20 protein-coding genes are annotated in these 19,152 nt (G+C 50.7%); 11 read left to right on the forward strand and 9 right to left on the reverse strand.

Annotated elements, in window-relative coordinates:
• The first annotated feature begins 72 nt into the window (after nucleotides 1-72).
• On the forward strand, nucleotides 73-858 hold the full coding sequence (locus FW415_RS02695; protein ID WP_148382760.1) for an SDR family oxidoreductase: 786 nt from the start codon (nucleotides 73-75) through the stop codon (nucleotides 856-858).
• Nucleotides 859-996: 138 nt separating this feature from the next.
• Nucleotides 997-2,037, forward strand: coding sequence for a tryptophan 2,3-dioxygenase (locus FW415_RS02700; RefSeq protein WP_148382761.1), 1,041 nt, complete (start codon nucleotides 997-999; stop codon nucleotides 2,035-2,037).
• Nucleotides 2,038-2,118: 81 nt separating this feature from the next.
• On the opposite strand, the gene FW415_RS02705 is transcribed toward FW415_RS02700, so the two are convergent.
• A complete protein-coding gene (locus FW415_RS02705) occupies nucleotides 2,119-2,586 on the reverse strand; it encodes an Lrp/AsnC ligand binding domain-containing protein (RefSeq protein WP_148382762.1) in 468 nt (155 codons plus the stop codon).
• A gap of 443 nt (nucleotides 2,587-3,029) precedes the next feature.
• Between FW415_RS02705 and trmB the strand changes: the two genes are divergently transcribed.
• From trmB to FW415_RS02740, 7 genes are all read left to right on the forward strand, one after another.
• Complete coding sequence (gene trmB / locus FW415_RS02710) at nucleotides 3,030-3,740, forward strand: tRNA (guanosine(46)-N7)-methyltransferase TrmB (protein WP_148382763.1); 711 nt, start codon at nucleotides 3,030-3,032, stop codon at nucleotides 3,738-3,740.
• The gene (locus FW415_RS02715) at nucleotides 3,712-3,909 is read left to right on the forward strand and encodes a DUF5522 domain-containing protein (RefSeq protein WP_148382764.1); all 198 of its coding nucleotides are present in this window, start codon (nucleotides 3,712-3,714) and stop codon (nucleotides 3,907-3,909) included. The genes trmB and FW415_RS02715 overlap by 29 nt, the downstream gene beginning before the upstream one ends.
• Complete coding sequence (locus FW415_RS02720) at nucleotides 3,842-4,321, forward strand: MGMT family protein (protein WP_148382765.1); 480 nt, start codon at nucleotides 3,842-3,844, stop codon at nucleotides 4,319-4,321. The genes FW415_RS02715 and FW415_RS02720 overlap by 68 nt, the downstream gene beginning before the upstream one ends.
• A gap of 43 nt (nucleotides 4,322-4,364) precedes the next feature.
• The gene (locus tag FW415_RS02725) at nucleotides 4,365-4,808 is read left to right on the forward strand and encodes an IPExxxVDY family protein (protein ID WP_148382766.1); all 444 of its coding nucleotides are present in this window, start codon (nucleotides 4,365-4,367) and stop codon (nucleotides 4,806-4,808) included.
• A gap of 77 nt (nucleotides 4,809-4,885) precedes the next feature.
• Nucleotides 4,886-5,125 carry a 4a-hydroxytetrahydrobiopterin dehydratase gene (locus tag FW415_RS02730; RefSeq protein WP_148382767.1) on the forward strand — a complete coding sequence of 80 codons (240 nt, stop codon included), beginning with the start codon at nucleotides 4,886-4,888 and terminating at the stop codon, nucleotides 5,123-5,125.
• Nucleotides 5,112-7,196, forward strand: coding sequence for a histidine kinase (locus tag FW415_RS02735; RefSeq protein WP_148382768.1), 2,085 nt, complete (start codon nucleotides 5,112-5,114; stop codon nucleotides 7,194-7,196). The genes FW415_RS02730 and FW415_RS02735 overlap by 14 nt, the downstream gene beginning before the upstream one ends.
• 24 nt (nucleotides 7,197-7,220) lie before the next feature.
• Complete coding sequence (locus FW415_RS02740) at nucleotides 7,221-7,967, forward strand: LytTR family DNA-binding domain-containing protein (protein ID WP_148382769.1); 747 nt, start codon at nucleotides 7,221-7,223, stop codon at nucleotides 7,965-7,967.
• A 4-nt stretch (nucleotides 7,968-7,971) separates the two neighbouring features.
• On the opposite strand, the gene chrA is transcribed toward FW415_RS02740, so the two are convergent.
• Complete coding sequence (gene chrA, locus FW415_RS02745) at nucleotides 7,972-9,150, reverse strand: chromate efflux transporter (protein WP_246858885.1); 1,179 nt, start codon at nucleotides 9,148-9,150, stop codon at nucleotides 7,972-7,974.
• Nucleotides 9,151-9,330: 180 nt separating this feature from the next.
• Between chrA and FW415_RS02750 the strand changes: the two genes are divergently transcribed.
• Nucleotides 9,331-10,377 carry an alpha/beta hydrolase gene (locus FW415_RS02750; RefSeq protein ID WP_148382771.1) on the forward strand — a complete coding sequence of 349 codons (1,047 nt, stop codon included), beginning with the start codon at nucleotides 9,331-9,333 and terminating at the stop codon, nucleotides 10,375-10,377.
• 4 nt (nucleotides 10,378-10,381) lie between these two features.
• Here FW415_RS02750 and FW415_RS02755 read toward each other — a convergent pair whose 3' ends face one another.
• The 3 genes from FW415_RS02755 to asnS form a co-directional block, all read right to left on the reverse strand.
• Nucleotides 10,382-11,338 carry an isopenicillin N synthase family oxygenase gene (locus FW415_RS02755; protein WP_148382772.1) on the reverse strand — a complete coding sequence of 319 codons (957 nt, stop codon included), beginning with the start codon at nucleotides 11,336-11,338 and terminating at the stop codon, nucleotides 10,382-10,384.
• A gap of 44 nt (nucleotides 11,339-11,382) precedes the next feature.
• The gene (locus tag FW415_RS02760) at nucleotides 11,383-11,913 is read right to left on the reverse strand and encodes a biopolymer transporter ExbD (RefSeq protein WP_148382773.1); all 531 of its coding nucleotides are present in this window, start codon (nucleotides 11,911-11,913) and stop codon (nucleotides 11,383-11,385) included.
• Between the two features lie 269 nt (nucleotides 11,914-12,182).
• The gene (gene asnS / locus FW415_RS02765; protein WP_148382774.1) at nucleotides 12,183-13,619 is read right to left on the reverse strand and encodes an asparagine--tRNA ligase; all 1,437 of its coding nucleotides are present in this window, start codon (nucleotides 13,617-13,619) and stop codon (nucleotides 12,183-12,185) included.
• A gap of 413 nt (nucleotides 13,620-14,032) precedes the next feature.
• On the opposite strand from asnS, the gene rho reads away from it, so the two are divergent.
• A complete protein-coding gene (gene rho, locus FW415_RS02770; RefSeq protein ID WP_148389813.1) occupies nucleotides 14,033-15,757 on the forward strand; it encodes a transcription termination factor Rho in 1,725 nt (574 codons plus the stop codon).
• 344 nt (nucleotides 15,758-16,101) lie between these two features.
• Here the strand turns inward: rho and FW415_RS02775 are convergent, their stop codons facing one another.
• The 4 genes from FW415_RS02775 to FW415_RS02790 all read right to left on the reverse strand — a co-directional run bounded on the left by FW415_RS02775 (nucleotide 16,102) and on the right by FW415_RS02790 (nucleotide 19,043).
• Nucleotides 16,102-16,278 (reverse strand): quinol oxidase subunit 4, encoded by a 177-nt coding sequence (locus FW415_RS02775; RefSeq protein WP_148382775.1) that lies wholly within the window; start codon nucleotides 16,276-16,278, stop codon nucleotides 16,102-16,104.
• Between the two features lie 114 nt (nucleotides 16,279-16,392).
• Nucleotides 16,393-17,010, reverse strand: a complete 618-nt coding sequence (locus FW415_RS02780; RefSeq protein ID WP_148382776.1) for an outer membrane beta-barrel protein — start codon at nucleotides 17,008-17,010, stop codon at nucleotides 16,393-16,395.
• A gap of 104 nt (nucleotides 17,011-17,114) precedes the next feature.
• Nucleotides 17,115-17,723, reverse strand: coding sequence for a TetR/AcrR family transcriptional regulator (locus FW415_RS02785; protein ID WP_148382777.1), 609 nt, complete (start codon nucleotides 17,721-17,723; stop codon nucleotides 17,115-17,117).
• Between the two features lie 345 nt (nucleotides 17,724-18,068).
• Nucleotides 18,069-19,043 (reverse strand): deoxyhypusine synthase family protein, encoded by a 975-nt coding sequence (locus tag FW415_RS02790; RefSeq protein WP_148382778.1) that lies wholly within the window; start codon nucleotides 19,041-19,043, stop codon nucleotides 18,069-18,071.
• Nucleotides 19,044-19,152 lie beyond the last annotated feature (109 nt).

Here is a 19,152-nt window from a genome sequence, read left to right on the forward strand (position 1 = left end):
GCCTTGGTGCAGAACGGCCTCAGGTGCAGTTAAGCTTCCTGCAAACCTAACGAAAAATATTACATTTACGCCATGAAACTGTCATTAGCCGGAAAAACCGCCGTGATATGCGGCGGATCGCAGGGGCTTGGCCTCGCATCAGCCAGGGAACTGGCCTTCCTGGGCGCCTCCTGTATCCTGCTCGCCAGGAGCGAGTCAACCCTGAAAGCCGCCGCCGCCACGCTGGATGTGAGCCAGGGACAGCAGCACGACTACTATATCGTGGATTTCCAGTATCCTGACAAGGTTAGCCAGACCATTCGCGTGATCACGGACAAACAGGTGGTGCATATTCTCGTCAACAACACCGGCGGCCCTTCGGGTGGCCCTATTGTAGCGGCCGAGGGCGGCGCTTTCCTGAAGGCATTCGAAATGCATGTGGTATGCAACCAGTTGCTGGCGCAGGCGGTGATCCCCGGCATGAAAGCCAGCGGGTACGGCAGGATCATCCAGATCATTTCCACCTCCGTGAAAACACCGCTGAAAAATCTCGGCGTTTCCAATACCATCCGTGCAGCAGTAGCCAGCTGGGCCAAGACCTTGGCAAATGAGCTGGCGCCCTTTGGCATTACCGTCAACAACGTGCTTCCCGGCTCCATGACCACAGACCGGCTGCGCAGCCTGTTCCGCTCTTCCGCGGAAGCCAGGGGCATAACGGAAGATGAGGTGTCGGAGGAATGGCGGAACGAGATCCCCATGCAGCGTTTTGGCGATCCTGCCGAATTCGGCGCAGCGGTAGCCTTCCTGGCTTCCCCCGCGGCATCCTATATCACCGGCATCAATCTGCCGGTGGACGGCGGCAAAACACCATCCCTGTAAACATCCATCCGTTTATTTCCTTACTTTTACGGCGATGAATATCTGGAAAAACATCATTAAAAGTCCCACCTGACCGCTTCCGGGCCTGAATGGCCATTGCCTTTTTTATTTCAACCAACCCTTTAATTGATTCTCTGTATGAGCAGAAAAGATGTGAACTATGGTGAGTATCTGCACCTTGACCAGATACTGCATGCGCAATTCCCGGAAAGTGACAGGCTCCATATGCCTGCACATGATGAAATGCTGTTTATCGTGATCCACCAGGCTTATGAGCTGTGGTTCAAGCAACTGTTATATGAAGTGGAATCCGTGGCGGGCATTATGAAAAAACCGGCGCTGAACGATAACTCCCCTGAACTGCAAACGGTGGTGCACCGGCTTTCCCGGATGGTGACCATCCTGAAAGTGCTTGTGCACCAGATCGATATCATGGAAACGATGACGCCGATGGACTTCCTCGATTTCCGCGATATGCTGCGGCCGGCCTCCGGCTTTCAAAGCTGGCAGTTCAAAGTGCTGGAAGCAAGGCTGGGACTGAAGTATGAGCATCGTTACGGCCAGGAATATTACCTCTCCCAGCTGAAAGCAGAGCAGGTGGCCGGTATCCGCCAGGCGGAAAGTGAAAGGTCTGTGTTGCAGCTGCTGAATGACTGGCTGGAAAGGACGCCTTTCTTTGATGAACCGGAGAACTGGGTGAACTATCAGCCGGTTACCCATACCGGCCATGAGGCCGGCGAGCATATTTTCTGGAACGATTACCGGCAGATCTACGCCAGCAGCCTGGCCGATGCAGAACAAAGCAACCGCGAACATTTCAATAAAGTATTCTCCGGCGATACCGGAAAAGGTCTGTCACCCAAAGCCTGCCGGGCGGCGCTGTTCATTATGCTATACCGCGGCTATCCATTGCTGCAGCTGCCATTCCAGCTGCTGAACAGCCTGCTGGAGATCGACGAGCAGTTAAGCACATGGCGCTACCGGCACATGAGCATGGTGCACAGGATGATCGGCACCCGAATAGGAACGGGCGGCAGTACAGGCAGAGATTACCTGAAAGGCGCGCTGGACAAGCATTATATCTTTGCAGATATTGCAGGGTTGACAAGCTTCCTGATTGAAAGGAGAAAGCTGCCGGGCCTTAGTCATGAAATGGAGAGAAGACTGGGGTTCCTGTGATGACAGTCTTTTTACAACATAAAGGGTGGCGGTGACCGTCATCCTTTATGTTGCAGTAATTCATACACGGTGGAAAATCCCCTATTCTACCACGTTAATGGTGCGGGTAAAGCTCTCTTCAAGCGAAATAAATGTTTCGGTGCGTTCGATCCCTTTGATCTTTTGGAGTTCGTCGTGCAGCACACGGCGCAGGGAAGAGATATCCTTGCAGATGATCTCGGCAAACATGCTCCAGCCGCCAGTGGTGTAATTCAGCCGGACAATTTCAGGCATTTTACGTAATTCCTTGGCTACCGTGTCGTACATGGAACTCTTTTCCAGGAAAATGCCGATAAACGCGATCACGTCATAGCCGATCATTTTTAAATCCACATGCAATCTCGTACCTTTAACAATACGCAGTTCCTGTAGTTTCTTCATACGCACGTGGATCGTTCCGCCTGAAACGAAGAGCTTCTTCCCAAGGTCAGCATAAGAGATTTCTGCGTTAGACATCATCTCACTGATGATCTGAAGGTCCAGTTTGTCAATATTCAAATTGTGGCTCATTTTGACAAAGTGTTTTTGAATGTTTTAAACTTATATGCAAATATTTAAAAAATATCGAAATTTCCAAAATTTCCCTTAAAATATTTGCAAAAAATACCCCCTCTCTTTAGATTTGCATTATTGTTATTGACAACAAGCCCAGTCCAGACAAGCTGGTTCAGTGCCCGAAAGTAGCATTTAAACGGCAGTCGGATTAAACTTTGTGGGATGATGGAACTGGCAGACATGCCCTCTCGTCTCGGGGGTGAGGATCACGGGATAAACGTAGCGTAATGGGTTGACCACTAATCTTATTTGTGCTATGGCTAACCGCCTCGTGTAGGTTCGACTCCTACTCCTACAGCAAAAAAGGCTGTACCAAACGTTGGTACAGCCTTTTTTTATTTCTTCCTTACTCCTTCTCATCATGCCCTGCCGGCCAATTTTACTATTTTTGCCGCCTCATGGGACAAAAGAAATTACAACGGTTCGCAGAAATAGAGACTTTCCCGAATGTGCTCATCTATCCGGAAAGGATGCAGGGCAAGTGGCCTGAACACTTTGGGAACAGTCATCCGCTGACATTGGAACTGGCCTGCGGAAAAGGGGATTACACCCTGGGCCTGGCCCGCCTGTACCCGGAACGGAACTTTATGGGGGTAGACGTGAAAGGCAACCGCATCTGGCGGGGCGCCAAAACTGCGCTCACGGAGCAACTCGGCAATGTGGCCTTCCTGCGCACCCAGATCGATAAACTGCCGGATTATTTTCTGCCGGGGGAAGTAAAAGAGATATGGATCACCTTCCCGGACCCTTTCCTCCGGAAGTCCAGGGCCCGGCACCGGCTCACACATCCCAGGTTCCTGGGCCTTTACCAGCAGGTATTGGTTCCCGGAGGCACGGTGAACCTCAAAACGGATTCCCCCCAGCTGTACAAATTCACCCGAATGGTGATCGCCGCTACCGGCTGTACCCTGCTGGAAGACATTCCGGATGTGTACGCACAACAAAATATCGATCCGCTGCTGCGCATCCGGACCTTTTATGAAGGCATGCACCTGGCGGACGGCAGAACCATCCGCTTCCTTAAATTTGTATTGCCCGCACAACCGATAGACTGGAAAGCGGTAAAACTGGATATGGACGATGAAGAAAGCGCTGGAGGAGAACATTGATTTCTATTATAACGAGCAGGGTTATGTAGTGCTCACTGAAAAGTATCACCGGGAAAGGGGATACTGCTGTGGAAATGGCTGCCTGCACTGTCCTTTTGATTATGAAAAAGTCCCCGAAAATAAAAGAAGCCTCCTCCGGGAAGCCCGGCGGAAAGGCGGGAACGGCTAAAAAAACGGCCGGAACGCAGAAAACCGGAAGAACAATCGCAACAAAGCAAACGGCTGACAAGGCGCCCACTTTCCTGGATGCCGTGTATGATATCGTACGCCGCATTCCCCGGGGGCGCGCCACAAGCTATGGCGCCATCGCAGAAGCCGCCGGCATCCGCCTCTCCGCCCGCATGGTAGGCTGGGCCATGAATGCCGCCGGCCGCGCCAACCCGCCTGTACCGGCCCACCGGGTCGTGAACAGCAAAGGGCTGCTCACCGGCAAACATCACTTCTCCACACCTACCCTCATGCAGGAACTGCTGGAAAATGAAGGCATACTGGTGGAAAACGACCAGATCCAAAATTTCAGCACTGTTTTCTGGGACCCGGGGGAACTGCAGGGAAAAGGAAAAACAAAAAAGAAGAAATAGAATATCTTTACAACAGCATAGGATCTGATCTCATAAAAATGATATGTCTGTATTAAAACTCAAGCTGGACCAGGAGCAGCTGGTTGAAGATTTTTTTGAGGATACCTGGCTGGCCGGCATCATGTCTCCCGCAAGGGATTTCCAGCTGTGCTGGCAGATCAATCAACAACTGGGATATGATTTTCGCGTTAACAATTTACTGGAGATCAAGCTGACAAAAAACCGCCGCTCCTTTTACTTTACAGTATTCGAATACCTGGAGCTTACCAAATCTGCCGCACATTATTTGTACAATAATCACTGCAAGGCCGAATTCCTTCTGCCGGAACTGAAGCATGTGGACTATATCTGGCTGATCAAAGGAAACTATTACCAGGCGGCAGATGTAAAGAGCCTGATAGAGCAATGCAGGAAAGCAGAGCTGGTTCAGCTGGTCACTTTGCTGGACATGAAAGACATTAAAAACAAGATCAATCTGATCTTTTAGATAACGCATCTGATTTCATCATGTGGACGTAACCCAGAAGCATCAATCCCGTTATGCTCCATCAAACCTTATTATGTATGTGGCAGGAAAAAGATCATCAACTGTTTCGCGCTTTCCGGTTCCCTGACTTCAGGGAAGCCTTTGCATTCATGACAAAAGTAGCCCTGGTCGCGGAAAAAATGGATCATCATCCCACGTGGACCAATACCTATGACCGGGTGGAGATATACCTTTCCACACACAGCGCAGGAAATACCGTAACAGAAAAGGACCATGCACTGGCTAAAGCGATAGACGATCTTTATGAACCATCCTGACCGTTTTCTGTTCATCTTCCTGCTGTTCTGCAGTTCCCTGCTTTCCCTTACCCGCGCAACGGCACAAGACACGCTGGCTATTGACTTTACCGGACCGGCAGACCGGCTGGACCTCCGTGCCTTTACCGGTGTGTATCACGACCGGGATGAGGCCTTCAACATGCAGGATTTCGGGTCCATGCCATTTGTTCCGGACACCGCCGTCTTTCATATGCACAAACGGCCGCTGCATCATGTCAACAACATCTGGCTGAAGTTCACCATCAGGAATACCGGCGCAACGGATACCACGCTTTACCTGTTTACCGGTTACCACGATGAAATGGAATGGTTCACCCCCGGGGCGGATGGGAGTTATAACAGAGCGGTACATACCGGTCTTATGATAGATGATGGGGATGTGGATCGATGGGGGCGCTATGCATTTCCCGTGAAAGTAGCCGCCGGCCATACCAGCACTTTTTACCTGCATATCATCAATCATCTTTACCGGGAGAACAGGCTGATGCCGGTATTGTATGACGCGCTGCACTACGCGGAGCACAGGCAGGTACATGCCGATCATTTCAAAAGGGAAGCCCTGGTGATACAGGTGCTCATCGGCATGCTGCTGGTATTGCTCTGCATCACACTGATCAATTACACCCAGTTGCCTGACCGTTCCTCGCTCTATTTCGCGGCTTATATCCTGGGGCTGATCCTGTTCTTTGCTTTACGGCTGGAATCAAAGCCTTTCCAGCTCTCTTTCTTCCATTTCTGGCCCATGCTGAAATATTACTGGGACATTCCGGCGATATTGTTCTGCTTCTATCTGGCACCGCTCGTCTTCGGGAATATTTTCCTCAGCCTGCGCGAGCGTTATCCGCTGATGGAAAGATGCTACCGGTACGGCGCCATTTTCATGGGCATCCTGATCGTACTGTTCCTGGGGATCATTGCCCTTGGGGAGTTCCAGGTGCCGGCCATGATCTACTCCTGGTTCCACATGTTCTCCATCATACCCCTGGGTATTTCATTCCTTGCGCTCGCCCGCAGAACCCGGCATCACCCGCTGGTGCGTTTCTTTCTGCTGGGATCGCTGAGCGTGTTCTTCCTCTCCGTCTGGTCTTTCATTGTGAATAAGGAGCCCGTGGGCCTGACAAGCATTCCCGAACTGACGGCCCCGAATTACATCATCCTGGCAGGCATTCTGCTGCAGGCCATGTTCTATGCGGCGGGGTTAAGCTACCGGAACAAGCTGGTGCACCAGGAAAGGACCAAGACCCAGGAAATGCTGATCCGCCAGCTGAACAAGAACAAAGAACTGCAACGGAAGCTGAACGAGCAGCTGGAGGAACTGGTAAAGGAGCAGACCACCGAGATACTGAGAAAAAAGCAGGAACTGGAAGAACAGCGCAAGCTGCAGCTGGAAGTGGAGTACAGCAAGAAACTGGCGGAGATAGAGCTGAAGGCCATCCGTGCGCAGATCAACCCGCACTTCATCTTCAACTGCCTCAATTCCATCCAGCTGTTCGTGATGCAGCGGGACTATGAGCATGCGCAAAAATATCTTTCCGATTTTTCATACCTCATCCGCAAAACGCTGGACTTCTCACGCCGCAATTTTATCTCCCTGTCAGACGAAATTACTTACTTAAATACCTATCTTGGGCTGGAGAAGATGCGGTTTGAGCAGAAGATGTTTTACGAGGTCATTGTTGATCCCAGGATAGCGGCCGCCGAACTGGAAGTACCGGCCATGCTGCTGCAACCCTATGTTGAGAATGCGGTAAAACATGGCATGACGAACCCGGACCACCCCAGCGGCATGCTCATTATCCGGTTCAACCAGTTGGAGCCGGATATGCTGGAGTGCGTGATCGAGGATAACGGTATAGGCATAGCACGTTCGAAAGCCATGCGCTCCATGCCCTCGCATCACCAGTCGTCCGGCATGGAGATCAGCCTCAACCGGGCGGAACTGCTGAACAAAATGTATAACACAGGCATCCAGATAGAAATTATTGATAAATCAGATAAACAGGCCAGCGACAGCGGAACCATCATCAGGATATTGATACCCCAGTTATAGTTGACCTGAGCCAATTAAATACATATGATCCGCGCAGTAATCATAGATGATGAACGGAATAGCAGGGACATTATTTCCCTGATGCTGGGCAAGTACTGCCCGGAAATAGAAGCCGTAGGCACCGCCGCAAATTGCCGCGATGGTATTGAACAGATCCACCTGCATAAACCCCAGCTGGTATTTCTCGATCTTGAAATGCCGGATGGCACTGGTTTCGATGTGCTGGCCGGAGCATACGATGCGTCTTTCGAAGCTATTTTCGTTACCGCATTCGAGAAACGCTTTCTGCATGCCATCCGTTTAAGTGAAGTGGAACTGATCCTCAAACCGATCGATAAAGAAAGCCTGCTGCAGGCGGTTGGCACTGTCGTGAAACGCATCAGCCACCAGCAGCAGCATGAACGTTACCAGGTACTGCTCTCCAATTTCTCCAAACCGGAAGGGGATGTACGGCGGCTCGTACTGCCTTCTCCCGATGGGCCGGAAGCGGTGATACCGGTGGAAGACATTTACTACCTGGAGGGCTACGCTGAGAAAACCGTGTTTTATCTGCCGGATGGAAAAGTACTGGCTTCCCGCCGGCCATTCCGCTATTATACGGAGCTTTTTGCGAACATGCGCTTCTATCAGACCACGAACCACCAGATGGTACAGTTGCCGCAGATACAGCGTATAGATCATGAACAGAACAAGCTGCATCTGAAAGATGGTCTCGTACTGGATGTAACGGACCGCCGCAAACGCGAGCTGGTGAACATGCTGAAGCAGTGATCGCTTACAGCCACCATCCCATCAGGATACAGGCAATGACAATGAAAGGCGAAGGCACACGGGAGAAATACAACAGCCCGAGCGTACCGGTCATGATCAGGAGATTATACCAGGTGGGGCTGACGGAGAGGAAAAGGATAAAAGTGGCCGCCCACATGATACCCACCACCACGGCATTGATCCCTTCCAGCGCGCGGTAGATGATCACATGTTTTTTCAGGTTATTCCATATCGGGAAGAAGAACAGCACGAGCAGCATGCTTGGCAGGAAAATGGCGATGGGCGCCAGGATGCAGCCCAGAAACTGGTAACCTGTACCCAGGTTCCGCATGACCATCCCACCCACAAAAGCCGCCAGGGAAAAGGTGGGGCCGGGCAGGGCGCGCATGATCCCCGCGCCGGTAAGCAGTTCTTCGGCAGTCATGAACTGGGACTTCGTACGGGTAACATACTGCTCCAGCAACATCGCTATCAGGATGTCGCCACCGCCGAAAACCAGGCTGCCGAAACGGTAAAAGTTCTCGAAAAGGTTGAAAGGGCGGCGGGTGATCCAGTCGTTCGTACGCGCGAGTTCGGACAGGAACCCCGCCAGCAGGAAGATCGTGGCGAAGAGCCAGAGGTTGCTCCATTGTATCTTTTTACGTTTCCCCTCAATATCCGGGATACGTTTGTTGCTGAAATTGGAAATGATGCCGCCGAGGATGATCAGGGCGGGGAAGGTCCAGGGAGATTTGATGAAGAAAGCGGTCAGCATCGCCACCAGCATGATCCCCACCGTAGCCATATTCTGTATGCTCACCTTGCAGGCTTTGATGCCCCCGTATGCCAGGAACCCGACCGCCATCGGCTGCACATACCTGAAAATATCCACATTCAGCGCCCGCTTGTCAAAATACTGCAGCAGAAAACTGAGAGAGCCCATCAGCAGGCAGGCGGGCGTTATCCAGATGGCCAGCGTCACTACCGCCAACGGCAATCCACCGCGCTTGTACCCGATGAGGGTCAAGGTTTGCGATGAAGAAGCCCCGGGCAACAGCTGGCAAAATGCATTATACTCCATCAGCTCCTGCTCCGTTACGTCTTTCCGTTGCTGCACAAAGGTTTTCATCATCATCGCCAGGTGCCCCTGCGGCCCTCCGAAAGCGGTGAAACTGTGCAACAATACGGCCCTCAAAAATGACATGTGACGTAAAAACACTATTGGATCGGATATAACTGCCGAATATGCGGTAAAATACTGAATTTTTCAAATCACAGCCCCAATAACCAGGGATTTGAGGCATAGAACTTGTACTTCCAATCGTGACGGCAAACCGTTCTGTTCGTTTAGCCGTTTATGGTATTATGACCTCAAATTCATGATATGTTGCGATTCTCACTGGCACTTTTGCTGCTTATCAGCACCGCAGGTACCCGGGCACAGTCCACCGGCTACAACAGCGCCGCCCACTGGTCCAACTTCTCTTTCCAGTCCGTAGCCGCCCGTCCTGATACCGCTGGGGACACCTGCCTGGTATTCGTCAGCAACCGCCATGTGATGGCGGACAGTCTCCGCTTTGTGGATGAATCGCTGGATACGGCAGCACTCAAATATTTTTTCCTGCAGAAACAGCAGGGCAAATGGAACGTGTACAAGGCTTCCTCGCTGGACGAGGCGATGGAAAACCTGCCCGCCAGGAAAGATATTGTGGTGTACGCGGAAGGCATGGGCAAGGTATTCACCGCCAATGTGGAAAGGGCACGGCTGATGAGCGCCCAGTATAATGTGAATGTAGTGATGTTCGACTATGCCAGCATCAACACTACATACAAACCCGCAAAAAACTTCCGGTTCGCCAGGGAGAATGCCCGCCTGTCTGCCGCACACTACCTTTCCCTGCTGAAGGAACTACGGCGGGCCCGGATGGATAATGCAACATGGATCAGCGGTTTGAAGCTTTCTACGTTCTACCACAGTATGGGTAATATCATCCTCGAAAAAATGATCACGGAACATGATATCAGCAGCATCAACGACACGCCTTTTATTGATAACCTGGTGATCAACGCCGCCTGTGTACCCATGAAACAGCACAGGGAATGGCTCGAAAAAGTACGGTTCGCAAAGCAGGTGTATATACATTACAACCATACGGACCTGCAGCTGAAAGGGGCGCACCTGCTTACCATGAAAAGGCAGCTGGGAGAAAAGATCCCGGGGAAACGGCGGACAGCACATGCGATCTATGTCAACTTTCATGACATCGCCGGTTTCCGGCACAGCTACTTTATGAACTTCCCGTACATTGGATACAAACTGACACCGGCGATGATCCGTTATTTTTCCAGGCTGTTCACCGGACAGGACATTTCCCCGCAGGAAGTCACGGCCCTGTTAACCACCCCTGGGACCGGGACCGGCAGCATGTAGCGTTTTATTTTTTCAGCCCTATTTCACGCAGCCTTTCGTCCAGATACTCGCCGGCGGTAATGGGTTCGTATGCCAGCGGATGCTTGTCGTCCACGCAGCTGCTGAGGCAACTCAGGTCCATACCCGATTTCGGATGAAGGAAGAAGGGAATGGAAAACCGGGAGGTGCCCCATAATTCACGCGGAGGATTAACCACGCGATGGGTAGTGGATTTAAGACGGTTGTTGGTCAGCCTTTGCAGCATATCCCCCACATTCACCACGATCTGTTCCGGCAGTGATGTCACAGGTACCCAGTTGCCCTGCTTGTCCTGTATCTGCAGGCCGTCCGCAGAGGCGCCGACCAGCAGGGTAATAAGGTTGATGTCCTCATGCTGCTCCGCTCGGATGGCCGATTTCGGTTCCTGTGTGATGGGGGGATAATGAATAGCGCGAAGGATGGAATTGCCGTTATGGATCTTGTCATCAAAATAATGCTCATCCAGGCCGAGATATAAAGCGATGGCTTGCAGGAGCGCCCGGCCGGACTGCTCAAAGCCCCGGTAGGCTTTAAAGAAAGTGGGCGTGAAAGCCGGCACTTCTTTTACCTGCACATTGTCAGGATACTCTGCTTTGACAGGATCATTGTCTTCCACCGACTGGCCGAACTGGAAGAACTCTTTCAGGTCCGGCGCATCAAACCCTTTGGCATGTTCTTTTCCGAAGGAAGTGTAGCCGCGCTGGCCCGCCAGCTCCGGGATCTCATAGCTGTGCTTGGTTGCAGCCGGCAATCTGAAAAACTCCTGAACATACTTGTACAGATCAGCGATCAACTCATCGGGAATGCCGTGGTTCCTGACCGCCACAAAGCCCACTTCTTCATAAGCTTTTCCAAGTTGTGCCACAAAAGCAGCCTTGCGCGCGGGATCGCCGGAAGTGAAGTCCGCCAGGTCTACGGACGGAATGGTGTTAACGGTAGCCATATAGTATTGTGTTTGGAATACTATAAAGATACGGGAAAAGCCATCTATTCCCCCAGCATCCTCAACTCCGTTCCGGAAATATCCACCAGCGCAAATCTGGCCACGCGGTTGATCTTCATCTCGTCCAGCGCATCCACCACATTACGGTACTGTGCGCCCGGTGAGGCTTTGACGGAAACCACCAGCTGGTCCGCATCGCCATACAGCTGAGCCACCTTTTGCTGTTTCGCACGGATCACTTCCCCGATGCCTTTACCGGGTGAAAAGCTGCTGCGGTGTATGACCGGCGGCGCGACAGGATCATCCCCCTGCCCATCGTACCAGGAAATGGAGTTGTTGGCGCCAACCAGCAGCGTAAGGGATTTGCTGGCCCCTACCGGCATAGGAGGCCCGTCCGCCGGCATGATGAGGGACAGGGAACGCGGTTTGCTCATGGTGGTAGTGAGCATGAAAAAAGTGATCAGCAGGAATCCGAGGTCTACCATCGGCGTCATATCTACCCTTGTAGATAATTTCTTGCTGCGCCTGCCGCCGCGCCGGCGGCCGCTTTCAGCCTGGGTGTTCATTTCAGCCATAAGAGATGTTTTTTGGGTAAACCGGCAACGGGTGCGAAACCCGTTGCCGGTTTAAAATAACACACACTTATTACAGTGTTTTGCTCAATGCAAAAGAGATGCGGGAAGGGGATGTTTCCATAAAAGAATCCTGCAGCGGCATGGCATGTAAATGCACAGATTCAGCATAACGGCCGGGAGAATAAAAAAACGCGGGAGGCTGCACATAAAACAGGGGTGTACCTTTTATGGATACACCCCTGCTGTTATATTCATCGGAATATGCCTTGTTAAAACTCCGCGTTCTTGGGTGTGCGCGGGAAGGGGATCACATCGCGGATATTGGTCATGCCGCTGACGAACAGCACCAGGCGTTCGAAACCAAGACCAAAACCGGAATGGGGCGCAGTGCCGAAACGGCGGGTATCCAGGTACCAGCTCAGCTCTTCCACCGGAACGTTCATGGCTTTCATGCGTTCCACCAGTTTTTCGTAGCTCTCTTCCCGTTGTGAACCGCCAACGATCTCACCGATGCCGGGGAAGAGAATATCCATGGCCCGGACGGTTTTGCCGTCGTCATTGCGTTTCATGTAGAATGATTTGATGGCGGCGGGGTAATCCGTCAGGATCACCGGCTTTTTGAAATGTTTTTCCACCAGGTAACGCTCATGCTCGCTCTGCAGATCAGCCCCCCATTCTTCCACGATGTACTGGAATTTCTTGTTCTTGTTGGGTTTGCTGTTCTTCAGGATGTCGATAGCCGTTGTATAGGTGATGCGTTCAAACTTGTTGTTCAGCACAAATTCCAGCTTCTCGATCAATCCCATTTCACTGCGTTCCTGCTGGGGTTTCTGCTTTTCTTCATCGGCCAGGCGTTGCGCCAGGAAGTCCAGGTCTTCCCGGTTATGCTGCAGTGCGTAGCCGATCACGTATTTGATGAATTTCTCGGCAAGGTCCATATTATCGTTCAGGTCGTAGAACGCCATTTCCGGCTCTATCATCCAGAACTCGGCGAGGTGGCGGGCGGTGTTGGAGTTTTCCGCACGAAAGGTAGGCCCGAAAGTGTAGATCTCCCCGAATGCCATGGCGCCCAGCTCACCTTCCAGCTGGCCGGATACGGTGAGGTTGGTGGAACGGCCGAAGAAGTCCTCTTTAAAATCGATCTCTCCTTCCGCGTTCCGGGGCGGATTTTTCAGGTCCAGCGTGGTTACGCGGAACATTTCCCCGGCGCCTTCCGCATCGGAGGCGGTGATGATAGGGGTATGCAGGTACACGAAGCCCTTATCATTAAAGAACTGGTTTACGGCGAAGGCCAGGGAATGGCGCAGGCGGAAAACGGCGCCAAATGTGTTGGTCCGGAAGCGCAGGTGTGCGATCTCCCGCAGGAATTCCAGGCTTTGTTTCTGGGGCTGTATGGGGTAAGCCTCCGCATCGCAGTCGCCCAGCACTTCGAGTACAGCAGCTTTCAGTTCCAGCTTCTGCCCTTTGCCCAGGGAAGGTATCACCTCTCCGGTAACGCTGATGGCGGCACCGCGGGTGAGCCGCCGGAATTCAGCGGGGTCCATTTGTTCCGGGTCTACCACGATCTGCAGGTTATTATTGGTAGAGCCATCGTTCAATGCTATAAACTGGTTGTTACGGAAAGTGCGTATCCATCCCTTTACCGTTACTGCATAGTTTGTCTGGTCGCTGGACAAGATCTGTTTGATCTTCACTCTTTGGCTCATATCAATAATAAATTTTATAATGAGTTGCAAAAATAATGTTTTCTCCCGATGCCCGGGGGCTGTTTTTCCGGCTTCCGGGGGTGTTGGAAATGGCGCGCGATTTGCAATAGAACCGGAGGTAACCGTTATGGGTTCAGGGATACAAACATTCTGTTAAAATTATATACATTAACAGTAAGCGCTCAATATTTATTTGGAGAATACTAAAACTTGTTTTAATCTTGTATTTATAATCTGTCTGATTAAGTTCCAATTTACCACCTTCATCAGCAGTCCTTAACTCAAAGCGATCCCTATCAATTTAATGATCAAAGCTTTATTATTGACTCAAAACAATTATTTATTAATTGGTGTATGTTGGTATGCAGTGGTACCCACCTCACGACACTTCTAAAATTTGACAAACGCAGATGATGTACGACATCTTACAACTGAACGACATGCTCGTTCCTGAACTGCTTGATATTGCAGAAAAGCTGGACATTCCGAACGCCAAAAAACTCGACAAGCAAGCACTGATCTATAAAATACTCGATAAACAGGCTGTAATAGCATCCGAAGAGCAGCAGGGAGGCGACGAAAAGAAGACAAGGAAGCGAAAGGCTGCCACTAAAAAGGAAGATAACGATAGCCCCGCCACCCCCGCAGAACAAACTCCATCAGAAGAAAAACCTGCCGCCAAAAAAGGAAGAAAGCCCGCCACCAGCAAAGCAGCATCCAAACCGGAAGAAGAAGAGAAAGAAAAACCGAAACCTGCAGCAGCAGCCGCGGCAGCTCCTCAGAAACGCAAGCTCGATATAGATCTGGATATTCCCTCCCTCACGTTTGATGACGATGATGATATTGTATTGCCGGCATTATCCGACGAAGAAGAGGAAGAAGAGATCGCATTACCGGAAGAAGAACTGGCGGACGATGATGACTTCGTGACCGCGCAGGACCCTGTGGCAGCGCCGGTCAAGCAACAACAGCAACCCGGCGGGCATAAATACCCGAAGAAAGAACCTATGTTCAACATAGAGTTCGATGGGGTGATCCTCAGTGAAGGGGTGCTGGAAATGATGCCGGACGGTTATGGTTTCCTCCGTTCTTCCGATTACAACTACCTCAGTTCCCCTGATGATATTTATGTATCTCCTTCCCAGATCAAACTGTTCGGGCTGAAGACCGGTGATACCGTACGCGGTTCCGTTCGTCCGCCGAAAGAAGGAGAGAAATATTTTGCATTGCTGAAAGTGGAGACCATCAACGGCAAATCCCCGGAGGAAGTGCGCGACCGTGTACCTTTCGACTATCTGACACCGTTGTTCCCTTTCGAAAAACTGACGCTCACCACCACCTCCAATAACTACTCCACCCGTATCATGGATATGTTCACCCCGATCGGTAAAGGCCAGCGTGGCCTGATCGTGGCGCAACCCAAGGTGGGTAAGACCATGTTACTGAAAGAAGTAGCGAACGCCATCGCCACCAACCATCCGGATATCTATCTGATGGTGGTGCTGATCGATGAACGTCCGGAAGAGGTGACCGATATGGAACGCAGTGTAAAAGCGGAAGTGATCGCCTCCACTTTTGATGAGCCGGCGGAAAAACACGTAAAAGTCTCCGCCATAGCTCTGCAGAAAGCCAAAAGGTTGGTGGAATGCGGCCACGATGTAGTGATCCTGCTGGATTCCATTACCCGTCTTGCCCGCGCACACAACACCGTGGCCCCTGCTTCCGGCAAGGTACTGAGCGGTGGTGTGGAAGCCAACGCCATGCAGAAACCAAAACAGTTCTTCGGCGCCGCCCGTAAAATAGAGAACGGCGGATCGCTCACCATCCTGGCTACCGCCCTGATAGACACCGGCTCCAAAATGGATGAGGTGATCTTTGAAGAATTCAAAGGTACCGGTAATATGGAACTGGCGCTGGATCGCAGACTGGCTAACCGCCGTATCTTCCCGGCCATTGACGTTACCGCTTCCTCTACCCGCCGCGATGACCTGCTGCTGGAAAAAGAAATGCTTTCCCGCATTTACATCCTGCGCAATCACCTGGCGGATATGAACACGGAAGAAACCATGAACTTCATGCTGCAGCATATGAGAGGCACACGGAACAACGAAGAATTCCTGATCTCCATGAGCAGGTAAAAACATATTCAGATCATGCAAAAGGGTGTATCAGGTCCGATACACCCTTTTTATTTGTCTCTCCGTGAGTACATCCTTCACTGAAAAAGGCCCTGGTCAGCTGACCGGGGCCTTTTTACTTTCACATGGCTAAACATGCACCTCTACCTTCAATCGTCATATATGTGGGTATGCTATGGTCGTTTCCGTAATCACCTGCTGTTCCATCACAAAAGGGCCGTGCGGCGGGCGTGGAGGTTTCGGTGGCTTGGGTGGCAGTTTTGGCGTTGCACAACTTACCCCGATGATCAATATTGCACCAACAGCGACTGATGCGCTCCATATCTTTTTCATACACTGCATTTTTAATGTTGTTTCTTTTGCTGGCCCGGTGCAAACGGCTTCGCTGATTTCGTACCATACATCTTCTTCGCCTGCCCCGGCGGAATGCGGTTACCCTGCGAATCATGGTACACGGTACAACTGCCGAAGACAATAGCGGTTGCCAGCAAACACGATAATATGATCCTGTTGTTTTTCATTGACTGGTTATTATTTCACAAGTGGTATTGCCAAAACTCTGCCAAAGTCGCCCGAAATGAAAAAAGCATTGCCGGTCAAACAGCAATGCTTTCAAAAAAAGAGTAATAGTTAGATTAGAACAGGAAGCTCACACCCAGCTGGAACTGTTGGGTGAACGCAAAATCAAAAGCGCTGCTTTTGGATTTGATGTCCGATCCTTCTGCTTCTGAAGTGGTGTTAGCATAGCTCAGGCCACCGAAAACACCTTCGATCACGAAGCATTTGGTAACGAAATAGCTGATACCCGGCTGAACATTGGCGTAGATACCGCTGTTGCTGGACACCTTGTCCCCATCCTGCTTGGTCTGGCCGAAACCATAACCAACATTAGCTTCACCAAAGAAGGCAAATTTGGAACCGCCGATCACATGGTAGTTACGAACAAAAACACCAGGAATGATCATGGTAGTATTGCGCTTGTCCTCAACCCCTGCAACTTCATCTTTGCTGGTGAAGAAATTGGTTTCCGCCATTACACCGATCATCCATTTGTCGCTCAAAGCATAACCAACTTTCGGGCTGATAAAGAACTCGGTGGTCGTCATCTTGTCATCTGTTGCGTCATTTTCCTTGGAGGATGTTGTGCTGATGCCAACGCCTCCACCTACAAGAAAATCACCTTTAGCTACCTGTGCTTTCGCAAACTGAGTTCCAAACAGGCCCACTACGGCCAAAACGATCATTTTTTTCATCTGTCGTACAATTTAATTTTTGATTATGTCAAATAATTGATTCCGCTGTTCATGTTTCTACATACATGCCAATCGGGGGAAGAAGAAGCTGGTTGTATCCGTGGTTATCTTAAGCCGTTAAAGAATATGGTCAGTACCATCTTTTCACGGTGCATAAATTCTTTTATATTTTCTGTATGATGAAGTTCAAAACCCTGGGCCTGCCACTTGCACCAGATCACCCACAAACCAAATAACACATGCACCAGCATTTCGGCGGTCTTTTCGGGATCATGCTGCGGCGATATCTCCCCATCTGCAATTCCCTTGCGTATCCAGGCTGCCAGAAAACGGCTCTCCGCCTGCTGTACCAGCTCGCCTACCTGCCGCTGAAGGTTGCCGGGCTTTTCCCGCACCCATTCGTGCACACCAAACAGGAAATGATATTCCTGCAGTATCTTTTCTTTCAGCGTCAGATACCTGTCCATCACCAACTGTACCGTTACCGGCCCTTCCAGGAAACTGCTGACGTCCGCAAAACAACGGGAAACGATCCTTTCGATCACCGCCACATAAATGCGGTCTTTATCCGGGAAATAATAATATAAAGATCCTTTGGACATGTCCAGGTCCCCTGCAATCTCCCCCATGGTCGTCTTGGCCAGCCCATAGCGCGAAAAGCGCTTTAGCGCAGCTTCCAGTATCACTTCCCTTTTTTGATCCTGTTCAGCCATGAAAAGAAGTACAAAGAACCTTTTGACCTTTTGACTTTGCGGGTCAAATGTACGAAGTGTTTTGAAACTGCCAAAAGAATTTACCGCGGAATTTAAAAAAACTTAAAAATATGACATGCATAATCATATTGTTAAGCAAATGTAAATAAATATTTTAATTGTGCATATGTAATTTGATAAAGATTTGTTAAAACAGGCACAGGGGGCTATCCGGGGTGGTTGGTGCCATGCCTAATGTTTACTAGTTAAAAATTGCCGGGTTCAAACCGGGGTCAACGGGTTTGTCAGGTATCCGTTTCCCGGGCAACGCAGTATCGGCATTGCCCGGGAAAACGGCAAATGAGCTTACCAGCCCAACAGGTATGCAAAGATCAGCGGCGCAACGATGGTGGCGTCTGATTCCACAATAAACTTGGGTGTATGGATATCCAGCTTGCCCCAGGTGATCTTTTCATTGGGCACGGCGCCGGAGTAGGAACCGTAGGAGGTGGTGGAATCGGATATCTGGCAGAAGTAACTCCAGAAAGGCACGTCATGCCATTCCAGGTCCTGGTACATCATCGGTACCACACAGATAGGGAAATCTCCCGCAATGCCCCCACCGATCTGGAAGAAACCTACGCCCTTGCCGGAAGAGTTCTTGCGGTACCAGTCGCTCAGTTCCACCATATATTCAATACCGCTCTTCATGGTGCTGGCCTTCAGTTCTCCTTTTATGCAGTAGGAAGCGAAGATATTGCCCATGGTGCTGTCTTCCCATCCGGGTACAACAATGGGAATGTTCTTTTCCGCCGCAGCGATCATCCAGCTGTTTTTCGGATCGATCTCGTAATGCTCTTTCATGACGCCGCTAAGCAGCAGTTTATACATGTATTCATGAGGAAAATAGCGTTCACCGTTGCTTTCCGCGTCTTTCCATATCTTGTAAATATGCTGTTGTATGCGGCGGAAGGCTTCTTCCTCCGGAATGCAGGTGTCTGTTACGCGGTTAAAGCCGCCTTCCAGCAGTTTCCATTCATCTTCCGGGCTCAGGTCGCGGTAGTGGGGAACGCGTTTGTAATGCGTATGCGCCACCAGGTTCATGATATCTTCCTCCAGGTTGGCGCCGGTGCAGGAGATGATATCCACTTTCCCCTGGCGGATCATTTCTGCAAAGGAAATGCCCAGTTCCGCCGTGCTCATGGCGCCGGCGAGGGTTACCATCATTTTACCGCCTTCCAGCAGATGTGTTTCATACCCCTTTGCCGCATCTACCAGCGCCGCGGCGTTAAAATGGCGGTAATGATGCTGGATAAACTGAGAGATCGGTCCTTTATTCATAACAGTACAGTATTTTCTTCGTTTAAGCCGCAAAGGTAAGATAAAGACATAAAAAAAACCGTTCCGGGAAAACGGAACGGTTATGACTGATTAAACTAAAACTAAAACC

This window comes from Chitinophaga sp. XS-30, from assembly GCF_008086345.1.
In the GTDB taxonomy this organism is placed as follows: Bacteria; Bacteroidota; Bacteroidia; order Chitinophagales; family Chitinophagaceae; genus Chitinophaga.